This window comes from Streptomyces sp. NPDC020747, from assembly GCF_044334695.1.
Lineage (GTDB): Bacteria > Actinomycetota > Actinomycetes > Streptomycetales > Streptomycetaceae > Streptomyces.
Genome location: NZ_JBIRTJ010000001.1, coordinates 266,586 through 280,974 on the forward strand (window position 1 = coordinate 266,586; position 14,389 = coordinate 280,974).

At 71.2% G+C, this 14,389-nt stretch carries 14 protein-coding genes; 5 read left to right on the top strand and 9 right to left on the bottom strand.

What is annotated here, in order from left to right; genetic code table 11:
• Complete coding sequence (locus tag ACH4YP_RS01155; RefSeq protein WP_361059949.1) at window positions 1–462, top strand: universal stress protein; 462 nt, start codon at window positions 1–3, stop codon at window positions 460–462.
• A 127-nt stretch (window positions 463–589) separates the two neighbouring features.
• Here ACH4YP_RS01155 and ACH4YP_RS01160 read toward each other — a convergent pair whose 3' ends face one another.
• Window positions 590–1,753: a CapA family protein gene (locus tag ACH4YP_RS01160; RefSeq protein WP_398488784.1), complete on the bottom strand. Its 1,164-nt coding sequence runs from the start codon at window positions 1,751–1,753 to the stop codon at window positions 590–592.
• A 286-nt stretch (window positions 1,754–2,039) separates the two neighbouring features.
• Between ACH4YP_RS01160 and ACH4YP_RS01165 the strand changes: the two genes are divergently transcribed.
• The 3 genes from ACH4YP_RS01165 (at window position 2,040) to ACH4YP_RS01175 (ending at window position 4,103) form a co-directional block, all read left to right on the top strand.
• Entirely contained in the window at window positions 2,040–2,585 is a 546-nt protein-coding gene (locus ACH4YP_RS01165; protein ID WP_200394485.1) for a sigma-70 family RNA polymerase sigma factor, read from the top strand.
• A gap of 135 nt (window positions 2,586–2,720) precedes the next feature.
• Window positions 2,721–3,236, top strand: coding sequence for a hypothetical protein (locus ACH4YP_RS01170; protein ID WP_361059955.1), 516 nt, complete (start codon window positions 2,721–2,723; stop codon window positions 3,234–3,236).
• Window positions 3,237–3,431: 195 nt separating this feature from the next.
• Window positions 3,432–4,103, top strand: a complete 672-nt coding sequence (locus ACH4YP_RS01175; protein WP_361059958.1) for a zf-HC2 domain-containing protein — start codon at window positions 3,432–3,434, stop codon at window positions 4,101–4,103.
• 48 nt (window positions 4,104–4,151) lie between these two features.
• On the opposite strand, the gene ACH4YP_RS01180 is transcribed toward ACH4YP_RS01175, so the two are convergent.
• From ACH4YP_RS01180 to ACH4YP_RS01190, 3 genes are all read right to left on the bottom strand, one after another.
• Window positions 4,152–5,069, bottom strand: a complete 918-nt coding sequence (locus ACH4YP_RS01180; protein WP_361059961.1) for a DNA-formamidopyrimidine glycosylase family protein — start codon at window positions 5,067–5,069, stop codon at window positions 4,152–4,154.
• A gap of 95 nt (window positions 5,070–5,164) precedes the next feature.
• Window positions 5,165–7,240, bottom strand: a complete 2,076-nt coding sequence (locus tag ACH4YP_RS01185) for a SpoIIE family protein phosphatase (protein WP_398488785.1) — start codon at window positions 7,238–7,240, stop codon at window positions 5,165–5,167.
• Between the two features lie 99 nt (window positions 7,241–7,339).
• On the bottom strand, window positions 7,340–8,548 hold the full coding sequence (locus tag ACH4YP_RS01190; protein ID WP_398488787.1) for a DUF6777 domain-containing protein: 1,209 nt from the start codon (window positions 8,546–8,548) through the stop codon (window positions 7,340–7,342).
• A gap of 90 nt (window positions 8,549–8,638) precedes the next feature.
• On the opposite strand from ACH4YP_RS01190, the gene ACH4YP_RS01195 reads away from it, so the two are divergent.
• Window positions 8,639–10,060 (top strand): lipase maturation factor family protein, encoded by a 1,422-nt coding sequence (locus ACH4YP_RS01195; RefSeq protein ID WP_361059969.1) that lies wholly within the window; start codon window positions 8,639–8,641, stop codon window positions 10,058–10,060.
• A 20-nt stretch (window positions 10,061–10,080) separates the two neighbouring features.
• Here ACH4YP_RS01195 and ACH4YP_RS01200 read toward each other — a convergent pair whose 3' ends face one another.
• From ACH4YP_RS01200 to ACH4YP_RS01220, 5 genes are read right to left on the bottom strand one after another with little or no spacing between them, the layout of a single operon-like run.
• A complete protein-coding gene (locus tag ACH4YP_RS01200) occupies window positions 10,081–10,947 on the bottom strand; it encodes an amidohydrolase family protein (RefSeq protein WP_398488788.1) in 867 nt (288 codons plus the stop codon).
• The gene (locus tag ACH4YP_RS01205; RefSeq protein WP_361059975.1) at window positions 10,932–11,246 is read right to left on the bottom strand and encodes an L-rhamnose mutarotase; all 315 of its coding nucleotides are present in this window, start codon (window positions 11,244–11,246) and stop codon (window positions 10,932–10,934) included. The genes ACH4YP_RS01200 and ACH4YP_RS01205 overlap by 16 nt, the downstream gene beginning before the upstream one ends.
• Complete coding sequence (locus tag ACH4YP_RS01210) at window positions 11,243–12,247, bottom strand: aldo/keto reductase (RefSeq protein WP_361060065.1); 1,005 nt, start codon at window positions 12,245–12,247, stop codon at window positions 11,243–11,245. The genes ACH4YP_RS01205 and ACH4YP_RS01210 overlap by 4 nt, the downstream gene beginning before the upstream one ends.
• Before the next feature lie 20 nt (window positions 12,248–12,267).
• Window positions 12,268–13,023: an SDR family oxidoreductase gene (locus ACH4YP_RS01215; RefSeq protein ID WP_361059978.1), complete on the bottom strand. Its 756-nt coding sequence runs from the start codon at window positions 13,021–13,023 to the stop codon at window positions 12,268–12,270.
• The gene (locus ACH4YP_RS01220) at window positions 13,020–14,369 is read right to left on the bottom strand and encodes an L-fuconate dehydratase (protein WP_361059981.1); all 1,350 of its coding nucleotides are present in this window, start codon (window positions 14,367–14,369) and stop codon (window positions 13,020–13,022) included. The genes ACH4YP_RS01215 and ACH4YP_RS01220 overlap by 4 nt, the downstream gene beginning before the upstream one ends.
• Between the last annotated feature and the right edge of the window lie 20 nt (window positions 14,370–14,389).

The window sequence follows — 14,389 nt, forward strand, 5'->3', positions numbered from 1 at the left end:
GTGACGGAACAGCACCCCCACCAGTTCGAACGGGGCACCGACGGGCCCAAGGTCATCGTGGTCGGCGTGGACGGCTCCGCCTCGTCCCTGCGCGCCGCCTCCTACGCCGCGGGGCTGGCCCGGCGCCAGCGGGCACTGCTCGCTCTGGTGTACATCCAGCCGGTGATGGCCGCCGGCGCCGCGCTCGGGGTTCCGGTCGCCGAGACGACCGACCAGATCGCCGAGGAGCTGGTGCGGGAGATCCGGGACGCGACCGAGCGGGTCAAGGGCATATTCGATGTGCGCTGGGAGTTCCACACCTTCCGCGGCGACCCGTACAACGGGCTCGTCTCGGCGGCGGACCAGCTCAAGGCGGACGCCGTCGTCGTGGGCGCCTCCGAGCAGGCGGGCCACCGGATCGTCGGTTCCGTCGCGATCCGGCTGGTGAAGGCGGGGCGGTGGCCGGTGACGGTGGTGCCGTAGAGCGCCGAGCGCCGCGACCGGCGTGGGCGGTGCCATCGGTGCGGGCGCCGGGGGTACGGCAACGCGCTCCCTCGGTCTGCACGCCCGGCAGGCGCTTCAACGCGCCCCGCTACTTCACCTACTTCGGCTACTTCGCCATGACCAGGCCGTCCCCGGCCGCGCCCCGGCTGAGGACGACGCGGCGGATCCGGTCGCGTACGGCGGTCACGTCGGCTCCTTGGCCGATCGCGCTGTTGAGGTCGACCACGCGGCCCGAGCCGACGTCGAACCACTGGGGTACGAATTCGGCCTTCTCCACCCGCCAGCGGTCGCCGGACCTCTCCGGCGGGGCGAAGGTGAAGCGGCCGATCGTGCTCTCGTTGCCGCGGGGATCCTTGGCACCGTCGTGGTTGGTCATCGCGCCGGCGATCTGGTCGCCCATCCCGTAGATCACCCAGGTGCCGTTGACCTTCTCGTACGCCTGGGGGACGTGGGCGTGGGTGCCGAGGATCAGGTCGATGTCGGGGCGGCCGTCCGTGCGGGACCCGGTGAGCCGCTCACTCAGTTCCAGCTGCTGGGCGTCGGGCTCGTCCTGCCATTCGGTGCCCCAGTGCAGGGACACGACCACGACGTCGGCGCCCGCCTTCCGGGCGGCCCGGGCCTCCGTGACGATCCGGTCGGGGTCGATGAGGTTGACGGCCCAGGGTGCGCCGGCCGGGAGCGGGAAGCCGTTCGTGCCGTAGGTGTACGCGAGGTGGGCGACCTTGGCGGTGCCCGTCTGCATGATCGTGGGCGCGCTCGCCTCGGCGGCACCGCGGGCGGACCCGGCGTGCCGCACCCCGGCCCGGTCGAGCGCGTCGAGGGTGCGGTGGATACCGGCGGCGCCGTCGTCGAGGGTGTGGTTGGAGGCGGTCGAGCAGGCGTCGTAGCCGGTCGTGGCAAGGCCGTCGGCCACCTGGGGCGGGGACTTGAAGGTGGGGTAGCCGGTGTAGTGGCCGTCCGCCCCGTACACCGTCTCCATGTGACAGATCGCCAGGTCGGCGCGGGCCACGACGGGTTTGACCCCCGACAGCATGGGGCGGAAGTCGTAGCCGTACCCGCCCGCGTCGGCGTTCGCCCTGTCGATGATCGAGCTGTGCGGGAGGACGTCACCGGAGGCGACGAGTGTGAAGCTCTGCGCCGACGCTCCGCCCCCGACCGGGCTCCCCCGGCGTTTCGGCCCGTCCTGGCCTTGACAGCTCGCGACAACAGCGGCGCAGCACAGGACCGCGAGGACCGTTGTCGTCCGTCGGGTGCGCGATGTCCTCGCCATTCTCGGCCTCGATCCAATGCGGCTCAATACTGCCCGATGCGGTCGTATTTGCGTACGAACCGATATGTGTCCAGACAAGAGTGCCGATGGGAGTCAAGAAGCCGCCACCGCCACTGCCCCGTACGGGGTTCCGGGATGGGGCCATTGGGGCGAACCGAGATGCGGAGGCGGAGCCTTCCGTCCCGGTTGACCGTTCGTCGTACCGTTCGTCGACGGGTTCGACCGTCTGCCGACGAGCCGTGTCCATGGCCTGTCCCGGCGGGTCTCCCTGCGCTGGCATACGGCCATGACGGCCGCCACGACCATGACCAGCAGGACGACCGCCGAGCACGAGCTGGCCGAATTGCAGCGGGAGCACGGCGCACCGCTCTTCGCCCTGATGCTGAGGCTCTCCGACGGAGACCGCCAGCGTGCCGAGGATCTGGTGCAGGAGACGTTCGTACGCGCCTGGCAGCATCCCGAGGCGCTGCGCGCCGACGACTTCGACTCCGTACGGCCCTGGCTGCTGACGGTCGGCCGGCGGCTCGCCATAGACGCGCGGCGGGCCCGCCAGGCGCGGCCCGCCGAGGTCGGGGACGCCGTGCTGGAGAGCGCGCGGGTCGCGGCCGATCACGCGGAACGCTCGGTGGCGACCCTCGATGTGCGAGAGGCTGTGAAGACACTCACTCCCGAGCACCGTGAAGTCCTGGTGCAGGTGTATTTCCGGGGGGCGAGTGTGGCGGAGGCCGCCGAGGCCCTGGGTATTCCGCCCGGTACCGTGAAATCTCGCGCGTACTACGCGCTGCGCGCCCTGCGCCGGGTTCTTCCGGGATACGCGGCCGACCTGCGGTGAAACCGGAGGCTAGGTCAAGCCTCCGTAAAGCGCCTTGCCGAGGACCATGGTTGAGCAATCAGCTGTCTTCATCCGTGTTCCCGACTGGGGCCCGGGGACGGGCGACGCGCACGCACCGGAGGAAGGCAGGAAGGGATGCTGCACAGAGGTCAAGAGAGCACGGACGGCGCGGGTGGTGGTGAACTCACCGTCCCCATGGCGTGGTTGTACGCCGAGTACATCGCCGACGAACTGCTGCGGACGGGCGACCTGATGCCGCCCACGTCCTTCGAGTTCCGCGCCGGGCGCGATGCCCTGGCGCTCACCATCTTCCTGTCGGACACGAGCGGGGAGCTCTCGGGCATCCGGGTCGTCACCCAGCTGGAGACGTGGCTGTCGCTGACGGCGTACGACCAGCCGTGGCAGGACTGGGTGCGGGAGCGCATGTCCGGACTCGCAGCCGAGGCGATCGACGCGGGTGGTCCGGCGCCGGACCTGGACCTGGCGACGGCGGCCTGGCGCTGGCTGGAGGAGACCGAGCTGCTCGCGCCCGACCTGGACGCGGTGCCGGGCGGCGGTCCGGTCATCGGGGAGGACGACGGCCCGAAGGTCTGGACACCCGCCTGGCAGCTGGGGCTGCCTCTGGGGCACCTGGCGATCCATCTTTTCTGAGGGGTTTTCCGGCACACTCCTGCATCCAACTACCCTGACCAGTTTTTTCTCGACCTCGACCAATCCGCGGGCCCGTCCGCTCCGAATCTCTTGGTTCGTTTCCTACGGGACTTGAGTGATTCGGCGGTCTCCTGCGTACCGGTGGGCAAGCAACTACTCCCCGCACACACACCCCATCGGCACCGAGGATTTGGTATGAGGTCGCTGGAACGCCACCGCGACGTCGGCGCATACGCGCTCGGCGTGCTGGACGAGGCGGATGCCTTCCGCTTCGAGGACCACCTCACGGAGTGTCCCCAGTGTGCGGTTCAGATACATGAACTGGCAGCCACCACACGGTCGTTGCGGGCATACGCCCAGGCGACGCCACGTGCGGTGCATCCCATGACGCAGGCCGGGCCGGCCCTGCTGGACCGGCTCCTGGAAGACGTCGCGTCGACACGCCGCAACGGACGCAGGCGCTGGCTGTACGCGGTCGCCGCGGCCGTGGCCTTCGCCGTGGGCGGTCCCGCGGTCGCGGTCTTCACCGGGGACGAGTCCTCCGGCGGCGAGACGGTCGCGGCGACCGACCCGTCGTCGGGCGTATGGGCCGAGGTCACCACCCTGAACCGCGCCTGGGGCAGCGAAGTCGACCTGAAGGTCAAGAACGCGCCGAGTCTCCTGCGCTGCCAGCTCGTCGCCATCGGCCGCGACGACTCGGAGCAGGTCGTACTCAGCTGGACCGTGCCCGAGAAAGCCGGCGAGCCCGCCCAGAGCAAACCCTCCGAGCCCATGCACGGCGCGGCGGCGATGCATCCCGGCGAGGTCCTCCGGTACGAGGTGCGCAACCCGGAGGGCAAGGCCCTGGTGACGCTGAAGGCCCCCTGAGGCGCAGGCGCCTGACGGCCGGTCACGGCTCGTCGCGGCGGTCAGGGCCTACTTCAGGAACTTGGACATCCTGCGGTCCGCGAGGGGCTTGCCGCCCGTCTGGCAGGTCGGGCAGTACTGGAGGGACGAGTCGCTGAAGGAGACCTCGCGGATGGTGTCGCCACAGACCGGGCAGGGCTCTCCGGTGCGACCGTGGACCCGCAGGCCGCTCTTCTTCTCGGCCTTCAGCCGGCCCGCGGCCAGTCCGCGGGAGCGCTCGACGGCACCGGCGAGCGTCGTCCGCAGCGCCTCGTACAGCCGCCCCGTCTCCTGTGGCGTCAGGGTCGAGGCGAGCTTGAAGGGCGACATCCTCGCGGCGTGCAGGATCTCGTCGCTGTAGGCGTTCCCCACTCCCGCGATCAGGCTCTGGTCGCGCAGGGCGCCCTTCAGCTGCCGCCGCTCGCCGTGCAGGAGCTTCGCGAAACGGGCCTCGTCGAAGTCGCCGGCCAGCGGGTCCGGGCCGAGCCGGGCGACACCCGGGACCTCCCCCGGATCCCGTACGACGTACACGGCCAGCCGCTTCTGGGTGCCCGCCTCGGTGAGGTCGAAGCCCTCGCCGGTCTCCAGGGCGACGCGCATCGCCAGCGGGCCCTTGCCGGGCCGCGACAAGAAGGAGTCGCGCGCAGCGCGTCGGTGAGGGGCGGTGGTCGGGTGACGGGTGGGACCGTCCGGAAGCCGGTCCTTCCAGTGCAGCCACCCCGCACGCGCCAAATGCGTCACGAGGCGCGGCCCGCCGTCCGTCTCCAGGTCCAGAAACTTCCCGTGCCGGTGCACGGCGACGACCTCGTGCCCTTCGAGGGCGCTCAGCGGCGGCTCGTACGTCTTCAGCACACTGATCGCGACGGGCAGCACCCGCACGATCTCGTGACCGACGAGATGATCGCCCAGAAAGTCCCTCAGGGCTTCGACCTCGGGCAGCTCCGGCATGGATCCAGGGTGCCACTCACGCCCCTTCAGAGGCGCGGCGAACTGCGCGACAAGCCCTCACGACCCGCACGTCACAACGCACCCGCAGGCCCCGCTCACTCCCGGTCACGCACCAAGAACTCGCACCACACACACTTGCCGCCGCCCCTCGCCTCCACGCCCCACACATCGGCGAGCCGGTCCACCAGGAGCAGCCCCCTCCCGGAGACCCCGGACTCCCCCGCCTCCCGCCGCCGCGGCAACGCGCTGGACGCGTCCTCGACCTCCACCCGAAGCCGCCGGTCGAGCCCGGTGAGGACGCGCAACGTCACGATGGCGGAGCCCTCCGTGTGCATCAGGGCGTTGGTGATCAGCTCGTCCGCGATCAGCTCGATCTCGTCGGCCCTCTCCCCCGCGCCCCAGGCGCGTACGGCCGCGCGGATCATGTGCCGCGCCTCGGCGAGCGCCTCGGGGTCGCCGGGCCCGACGTGCTGCTGGAGCCGGCCTCCGGGGCGCTGTGCGTCGAGGCCGAGGCGCCGCATCAGGAGCAGCGCCACGTCGTCCTCGCCGCCGCGTTCCTCGGCCACGTCGATGAGCCGGTCCGCGAGGTCGCGTACGTCGTCGGGGCCGGTGGAGATGAGCGCGCGCAGGGTCTGCATGCCGTCGTCGAGGTCGATCCCGGGCTGTTCGACGAGGCCGTCGGTGCAGAGCAGCAGGGTCTGGCCGGGGTCAAGTTCGAGGGTGTTGACCGGGTATTCGAGGCGCCCGAACAGGGCGGAGAGGCCGAGAGGCAGTCCTCCTTCGACGGGCAGTCTGCGGCAGCTGCCGTCGGTGTCACGGACGAGCGGGTCGATGTGGCCCGCCCGGACGACCTGCATCACACCGGTGGACAGGTCGACCTCCGCGTACAGGCAGGTGGCGAAGCGCTCGGTGTCGAGTTCGTGCAGGAAGACGGAGGCGCGGGCCATGACGGTGGCGGGGGTGTGGCCCTCGGCCGCGTAGGCGCGCAGGACGATGCGCAGCTGGCCCATGACGGCTGCCGCGTGCGTGTCGTGGCCCTGGACGTCGCCGATGACGGCCCCGACGCGGCCGCCGGGCAGCGGGATCACGTCGTACCAGTCGCCGCCGATGTCCCGGCCGAGGGAGCCGGAACGGTAGCGGACCGCGATGTCCGCGCCAGGGACGCTGGGGATGGAGCGCGGCAGCATGGCCTGCTGGAGGCCCTGGGCGAGGTCCTTCTCCTGCTCGTAGAACATGGCCCGCTGGAGGCTCTGGGCGATGCTGCTGCCGAGCGCGACCAGGACGTTGCGGTCCTCCGACGAGAAGCCGTGCCGGTCGTTGTAGAGCAGTCCGATGGCGCCGATGGGCCGGGCCTGGGCGATGAGCGGCAGATAGGCGGCCGAGGTGATCTCCAGATCGGTGATGTGCGGCCAGAGCAGCGGGTACGACTCGGCGAACTCCTCCGGCGACTCGATGAAGCGCGGGGCGAGCGTGCGCACGGCCTCGCTCATCGGGTACTGCTCGTCGATACGGGTGACCAGCGTGCCCGGTACGAAGCTGCCCGCGGGGCCCTCGGCGACCAGCCGAATACGGCCGGCCTCGACCAGGCCCATGACGAGGCTCTTGGCACCCAGGTGGGTGACCCCGTGGGTGTCCTTGAGGACGTCGATGACGTCCTGGACGGTGTGGGCGTGCGCGAGGGCCGCGGTGGTGATCTGCACGACGTTCGTCTGCTGGCGGCGGGCCTCGTCCAGGGCGGCCTGCTCGCGGCGGGCCTCGGCCTCGCCGAGTTCCTGCGTGGCGTCGCGGACGATGCCGATGATGCGGTTGGGACGGCCCGTCTCGTCGCGCCGGATGTAGCCCTGGGTGTGGGTCCAGCGCAGGGTGCCGTCACGGCGGCGGACCCGGAAGTACGCGCCGTAGTTCTCGCTGCCGTCCTTGATGGCCTGGGAGACGTGGGCGTCGATACGGCGGCCCTCGGTCGGTGGCACCCGGGTGCTCAGCGATTCGGGGCGGCCGTCGTATTCGTCGGGGCGCAGGTCGAAGATCTCGTGGGCCAGGGCGTCCATCTGGAAGGTTCCGGCGTCCAGGTCCCAGTCGAAGCTGCCCATGCGGTTGAGCGCCAGGATCGGGTCCGGGTGGGCGGGCCAGTCGTCCGGGAGTGACAGGGCGCTCGCTCCCCGATCAACCATGGGCCCACCTTGCCAGGATTTGGGCGATTCTTCGACCCGTGGGACACCCCCGGGAACCGCGCGGCCGACGGATGTACGGCAGGTTGCGCACGGCCCCGCCTAGCCGGGGATCAGGCCGGCGCCGTCGGGCAGGTCGACGGCGGGCTCGTCGGGGACGTCCGCGTCGGGCGGCGTGCCCGTGTCCGTACCGTCCGGGGGTGACACCAGGGAGTCGGAGGGGTCCGGAGCGGCCGTCTCGGTGACCGTGGGGCAGTCCGAGGGGTCGGGGGACATGGTGTCCGTGGAGCCGTCCGTCGGAGTGCCCTCCGTGGTGCCGGGGGTGACGGTCACGGTCGCCGTCACGCAGTCGCTCGCGGACTCGTCGGCGCCATCCGGGGAACGCTCCGACGACGACCCGTCGGGCGACGACCTCTCGGACGACGACTCGTCCGGCGACAGAGAGGATCCGTCCGGACGCGGGCTGTGCGGGTCGACGACGGGCGCGGGCACGATGCGGTCCTCGTCGCCGTCGTGGTCGCCGATCCGTCGTTCGATCCAGGTGTTGTTCTGGATGTTGATGATCGTGATGTTGACGATCACCCGCGGGGCCGGAGTGACCACGACGACCTCGGTGGGCCGGTAGCCGGACCACGGGCGGCCGTGGTGCCCCGGGGTTCCCTGGAGGGCGACCGGCGGCTTGAGCGGGTTCCCGCAGGCGCAGCGCACGCGCGGTACGCCCCGGTTGTCGACGAGGACAGCGGTGCCCGTCTGGAGGACGGCCTGGTACTCGGTCGCGCGCCCGTCCCGGAAGCCGTGGTTCGTGACTCGGGTGTCGGCGCGCATCACGACCGAGGTCAGTCCGCGCAGATAGTCGGGGATGCCTGCCCGGGCGATGCCGGTGGCCTGGGCAAAGGCGCGCGCCTTGACCTGGTCGGCGGCGAGGAAGCGGATCTGCCGGTCGACGTCACAGCTGCCGACGCGCCGGGTACCCCCGTAGAGGCCCGGCGTGCCGCCCGAGACGGACCGGACGCCCTCCGCCGTGGGACTGCCGGTCGGGGCCGTGGACCGGGGCGTACGGGTGACGGGTGGCGGCGTCGCGGTCGTGGTGGCCGTGGAGTCGGTGAAGGGGTCCGGGCCCTGGGCCGCGACCGGCTGGAGGAAGACCTCTCCGCCGGCGGTGGCGGAGCCGGACGCCTTGTCCCCGTCACCGCCGCAGCCTCCTGTGAGGAGCGCCGAGGCGAGCGCGCAGGCCGTGACGAGGGCTCTGGCGGGTATGCGCACCACGTTCTCCCGTCCGTCCCGGCCCATCACGGGCAATATGTCCACCATTGTCTGTGTCGGTCCCGGGAACCGCGCAAGCCGGAGAGAGTCACTCAGGGTCACAACGGCAGGGAAACGGCAGGGAAGGGAGCGGGCTCCGTGGAGTGGTTCACAGCCCCCGAGTACTGGATGAGCCGACTGGTCCTCCAGAAGGCGCTGGCCGTGGTCTATCTCGTCGCGTTCCTGGGCGCGGCGCTGCAGTTCCGTGCGCTGATCGGCGGACGCGGGATGCTGCCGGTGCCCCGGTTCGTGGCGCGGGTGCCGTTCCGGCAGGCACCGAGCGTGTTCCATCTCCACTACTCCGACCGCTTCTTCGCGGCCTGGGCGTGGACCGGCTGTGCGGTGTCGGTGGCGCTCATCGCCGGGCTGGACGGTCAACTGCCGCTCTGGGGTGCCATGTTGCTCTGGCTGGTGCCCTGGGTCATGTATCTGTCGATCGTGAACGTCGGCCAGACCTGGTACTCGTTCGGCTGGGAGTCCCTGCTCCTGGAGACCGGCTTCCTCGCGGTGTTCCTGGGCAACGACGAGGTCGCCCCGCCGGTCGTGGTGCTCTTCCTGCTGCGCTGGATCCTGTTCCGCGTCGAGTTCGGGGCGGGGCTGATCAAGATGCGCGGCGACGCGTGCTGGCGCAAGCTGACCTGCCTCGACCACCACCACGAGACCCAGCCGATGCCGGGCCCGCTGAGCTGGTTCTTCCACCATCTGCCGAAGCCGCTGCACCGGGTCGAGGTGGCCGCCAACCATTTCACCCAACTCGTCGTGCCGGTCCTGCTGTTCACCCCTCAGCCCGTCGCCACGGCCGCCGCCGCCCTGATGATCCTCACCCAGCTGTGGCTGATCCTGTCCGGCAACTTCTCCTGGCTGAACTGGATCACGATCGTGCTGGCCCTCTCGGCGCTGGAGCTCCCCGGCTCGGCCCCGGAGGTCCCCGGCGCCCCGCTCTGGTACGAGGTCGTGGTGCTCGCGGTCGCCGCGGTGCTCGTGACGCTGAGCTACCGCCCGGTCCGCAACATGATCTCCCGTCGCCAGGTCATGAACCGCTCCTTCGACCCGCTCCACCTGGTGAACACCTACGGGGCGTTCGGCAGCGTCAGCCGCGTCCGGTACGAGGTGGTGGTCGAGGGCACGGCCGACGCCGCACCCCACGAGGACTCCGACTGGCGGGAGTACGAGTTCAGGGGCAAGCCCGGCGATCCGCGGCGCTGGCCGCGTCAGTTCGCCCCGTACCACCTGCGGCTCGACTGGATGATGTGGTTCGCCGCGCTCTCCCCCGCCTACGCCGGATCGTGGTTCGGTGCCCTGGTGGAGCGGCTCCTGGAGAACGACCGGGACACACTGCGACTCCTGCGCCGCTCCCCGTTCCCGCCGGACGCGCCGCCCCGGTACGTCCGGGCCCGCCTCTTCCGCTACCGGTACACGACCTGGCGGGAACTGCGGGAGACGGGCGCCTGCTGGGAGCGGACGTATGTACGGGAATTCCTACCGCCGACGCGGCTCGACGCGGTGGTTCAGAGGTCGTAGATGTAGGTCGCCAGTGTGCTTCAGAGTCCGTAGACGCGGGTCGCGGTGTCCGCGAAGATCTCCTCCTGTTCGCTCTCACTGAGTTTCCCGGTCAACTGGCCCGCGATATCGGCCACTTCGGCGTACGAGGCGACGAGGGTGCACACCGGCCAGTCGGAGCCGAACATGAGCCGGCCGGGGCCGAAGGCTTCCAGGACGGTGTCCGAGTAGCGGGTCAGATCGCCCACCCGCCAGCCCTTCGGGTCCGCCTCCGTGACCATGCCGGAGAGCTTGCAGACGGTGTTCGGCAGGGCCGCGAGGGCGTGGATGCCGGTGGCCCAGGGTTCGAACTCGCCTGCGGCGATCGGGGGTTTGCCCAAGTGGTCCAGGACGAAGGTGAGTTCGGGGTGGTGCTCCGCCGCCCGTACGCAGGCCGGGAGTTGGTGCGGAAGGACCACCAGGTCGTAGACCAGGCCCGCCTCGGCGACCGCCGTCAGTCCTCGGCGTACGTCCTCGCGCAGCAGCCATTCGGGGTCCGGCTCGCCCTGGACCTGGTGGCGGATGCTCTTCAGGTACCGGCCGCCCGGCAGTTCGCGCAGGCGGGCCAGTTCGTCGGCCACGTCGGGGCTGGTGAGGTCGGTCCAGCCGACGACCGCGCCGATCAGGTGGTGGGCCTCCGCGAGGGCCAGGAACTCCGGGGTCTCCTCCGCCACCGTAACCGTCTGCACGAGGACGGTCCGGGAGACTCCGACGGCACGCGCCTCCGGCTCCAGGTCCTCGACGGTGAAGTTCCTTCTGAGGGGCGCCAGTTCGGGGCCGGTGATCCAGTCCTGGTCCCGTACGGAGAGGTCCCAGACGTGATGGTGGGCGTCGACGGTGCCCGTGCGTACGGTCACGGCAGCTCCCATACGACCGGCAGTTCCGCCTGCGAGCCCTCGGCCGAGTAGTCGTGGACCACGTCGAGAAGCTCGGCCATCCGGGCCTGCCAGGCGATGTTGACCGGCAGTTTCTCCAGTTCGGCGAGGAGTCGCGGGTAGTCCTCGCACTCCAGGACGTGGAAGAGGTCGGTGCCGCTGCGCCAGATCGTCCAGGAGGAGGCTCCGGCGGCGCGGATGGCGTCCGTGAGTTCCCCGGGGACCTCCCGGTGGGCGGCGTCGTACTCGGCGACACGGTCGGCGCGGACCTTGGTGTGCAGGGCCACTCTCACGACGCCCCCTTCGACTCCGACGCGTGCTCGCCGGGCACGGGCGCGTCGACGGGCAGGAGATCCGCGTCCCGCGCCTCCTGCCAGAAGGCCGCTGGCACCGGCGTCGCGAACTGCTCGGCGCAGTCGCGGACTTCGTACGGCGACTTGGCTCCCACGAGGACGCCCGCGACGGCCGGATGGGCGGCGCAGAAGGCCAGGGCGGCGGCGCGCAGGGTGGTGCCGTACCGGTCGGCCAGGGCGTTGAGAGCGAGGGCGCGGTCCAGCAACTCGGGCGGTGCGGCCGTGTAGTTGAACATCGCTCCCGGCCTCGGGTCGGCCAGCAAACCGGAGTTGAAGGCGCCGCCGATCACCACCGAGGTCCCGCGCTCCTGTGCGGCCGGCAGCAGTTCGGCCAGCGCGCCCTGGTCGAGGAGGGTGTAGCGCCCGGCGCACAGCACCACGTCGACGTCGGTGTCGAGGATGAAGCGGGTGAGCATCCCGGACTGGTTCATGCCCGCGCCGATCGCGCCCACCACGCCCTCCGAGCGGAGTTTCTCCAGCGCCGGATAGGCCTCCCGGAAGGCCTGTTCGGCGTGGTCGTCCGGGTCGTGGAGGTAGACGACGTCCACCCGGTCGAGGCCGAGCCGCTCCAGGCTGGCGTCCAGGCTGCGGCGTACGCCGTCCGCGCTGAAGTCCCACACGCGGCGGTGTGTGGCGGGCACGGCGAAGCCGTTGGCGAGGTCGTCGCCGCCCGCGTCGCTGGGCTCCAGACGGCGGCCCACCTTGGTCGAGATGGTGTACGCCGACCGGGGGCGCTCGCTCAGGGCCGCGCCCAGGCGGCGTTCGGAGAGGCCGATGCCGTAGTGGGGCGCGGTGTCGAAGTACCGGACGCCCGCGTCCCAGGCGGCGCCCACGGTCTCGTGCGCCTGTTCGTCGGGGACCTCCGTGAAGAGGTTGCCGATGGCGGCGGCGCCGAGGGCGAGGGCGGTGATCTCGACGCCGCTGCGGCCGAGCCTGTTCAGCGGCGTGCTCGCCGACCCGCTCACTGGCCCGCCGGACGCAGTCGCAGCCCCTGCATACCGCCGTCCACGGCGAGCGCGGTGCCGGTGGTGGCGCCGGACAGCGGGCTCGCCAAGTAGGCGACGGCGCCCGCGACTTCGGACGCCGAGACGAGTCGGCCGGTGGGCTGGCGGGCCTCCAGGGCGGCCCGTTCGGCGGCGGGGTCCGTCGCGGAGTCCAGGAGGCGGCCGACCCAGGGGGTGTCGACGGTGCCGGGGTTCACGCAGTTGACTCGGATGCCCTCGCGGACGTGGTCGGCGGCCATGGCGAGGGTCAGCGACAGGACGGCGCCCTTGGACGCGGAGTACAGGGCGCGCTGCGGCAGGCCCGCGGTGGCCGCGATGGAGCAGGTGTTCACGATGGCCGCGTGCGAGGACTTCCGCAGGTACGGCAGGGCCGCCCGGGCCGTACGGACCATGCCGACGACGTTGACGTCCAGTACGCGGTGCCAGACCTCGTCGTCGTTGTCCTCCACGGTGCCCTGGGCGCCGATGCCCGCGTTGTTGACCAGCACGTCGAGGCCGCCCAGGTCGGCGACCGCGGCGGCGACGGCCCGGCGTACGGACTCGTCGTCGGTGACGTCCGCCTGGTAGCCGAGCAGGGGCTTCTCGACGCTCGTGGGGTCCAGGTCGAGGACGGCCACCTGGGCGCCGCGGGAGGCGAGGAGCTCCGCGGTGGCCCGGCCGATGCCGGAGGCGCCGCCCGTCACCAGGGCCCTGAGACCCTCGAAGTCGCTCATGCCGCCTGCTCCTTCTGCCGGTCGAGGTCGGCGGCCCAGAAGGTGCCGCCGGGGAACGTGAACTCCGCGATGGACTCCGGCCGCATGGTCGCCGAGAAGCCCGGTGAGGTGGGTGCCATGTAGTGACCCTCTCCGATCACCACCGGGTCGAGGAAGTGATCGTGCAGATGATCCACGTATTCGATCACGCGGTCCTCGGTCGTGCCGGACAGTGCCACGTAGTCGAACATCGAGAGATGCTGGACGAGTTCGCACAGGCCGACGCCGCCGGCGTGCGGGCAGACGGGGACGCCGAACTTGGCGGCAAGCAGCAGGATCGCGAGGTTCTCGTTGACGCCGCCGACGCGGGCCGCGTCGATCTGCAGCACGTCGATGGCGCCCGCCTGGAGCAGCTGCTTGAAGATGATCCGGTTCTGTACGTGTTCGCCGGTGGCGACCTTGACCGGGGCGATCGCCTTGCGGATCGCGGCGTGGCCGAGGACGTCGTCGGGGCTGGTGGGCTCCTCGATCCAGTACGGGTCGAACTCGGCGAGCGCCCTGGTCCACTCGATGGCCTCGTCGACGTTCCAGCGCTGGTTGGCGTCGATGGCGATGCGGATGCCGGGGCCGACGACGGATCGGGCCACCCGGCAGCGGCGTACGTCGTCGGCGAGGTCCGCGCCGACCTTCAGCTTGATCTGGGTGAAGCCGTCGGCGACGGCCTGACGGGCCAGCCGGGTGAGCTTCTCGTCGGAGTAGCCGAGCCACCCGGGCGAGGTGGTGTAGCCAGGGAAGCCGCGCTCCTTGAGCAGCGCGGCGCGTTCGGTCGCGCCCTCCCGGCCCTCGCTCAGCAGGCGGAGCGCGTCCTCGGGGGTGAGGACGTCCGCGATGTAGCGGAAGTCCACCTGGGACACGAGCCATTCGGGTGTGGCGTCGGCGAGCAGCTGCCAGAGCGGCTTCTCGGCGCGCTTGGCGGCCAGGTCCCAGACGGCGTTGACGACGGCGCCGATCGCCATGTGCATCACGCCCTTCTCGGGCCCGAGCCACCGCAGTTGGCTGTCCCCGATCAGGTCCCGGCTCAACGCGCCGGGATCCGCGCACAGTTCGTCCACCGGCCGGCCCAGGATGTGCGGGCGCAGCGCCTCGATCGCGGCGACCTGGACATCGTTGCCCCGCCCGATGGTGAAGGTGAACCCGTGCCCCTCCAGGCCGTCGGCCGTGTCGTCGCTGCCTGTGCGCAGCACGACGTACGCGGCCGAGTAGTCGGGATCCGGGTTCATCGCGTCGGAGCCGTCGAGCTCACGCGAGGTGGGGAAGCGGATGTCGTAGGTGTCAACCGCGGTGATGCGGGCGGCAGATGAGGACACAGAAGGGCCTTTCGGTCCGG

Bases quoted from the DNA above. Each gene is read 5' to 3' on its own strand.
- ACH4YP_RS01200 (WP_398488788.1), bottom strand. From the start codon at position 10,947: ATGGGAGCTGCCGTGACCGTACGCACGGGCACCGTCGACGCCCACCAT.
- ACH4YP_RS01160 (WP_398488784.1), bottom strand. From the start codon at position 1,753: ATGGCGAGGACATCGCGCACCCGACGGACGACAACGGTCCTCGCGGTC.
- ACH4YP_RS01185 (WP_398488785.1), bottom strand. From the start codon at position 7,240: ATGGTTGATCGGGGAGCGAGCGCCCTGTCACTCCCGGACGACTGGCCC.
- ACH4YP_RS01165 (WP_200394485.1), top strand. From the start codon at position 2,040: ATGACGGCCGCCACGACCATGACCAGCAGGACGACCGCCGAGCACGAG.
- ACH4YP_RS01170 (WP_361059955.1), top strand. From the start codon at position 2,721: ATGCTGCACAGAGGTCAAGAGAGCACGGACGGCGCGGGTGGTGGTGAA.
- ACH4YP_RS01180 (WP_361059961.1), bottom strand. From the start codon at position 5,069: ATGCCGGAGCTGCCCGAGGTCGAAGCCCTGAGGGACTTTCTGGGCGAT.
- ACH4YP_RS01175 (WP_361059958.1), top strand. From the start codon at position 3,432: ATGAGGTCGCTGGAACGCCACCGCGACGTCGGCGCATACGCGCTCGGC.
- ACH4YP_RS01190 (WP_398488787.1), bottom strand. From the start codon at position 8,548: ATGGTGGACATATTGCCCGTGATGGGCCGGGACGGACGGGAGAACGTG.
- ACH4YP_RS01215 (WP_361059978.1), bottom strand. From the start codon at position 13,023: ATGAGCGACTTCGAGGGTCTCAGGGCCCTGGTGACGGGCGGCGCCTCC.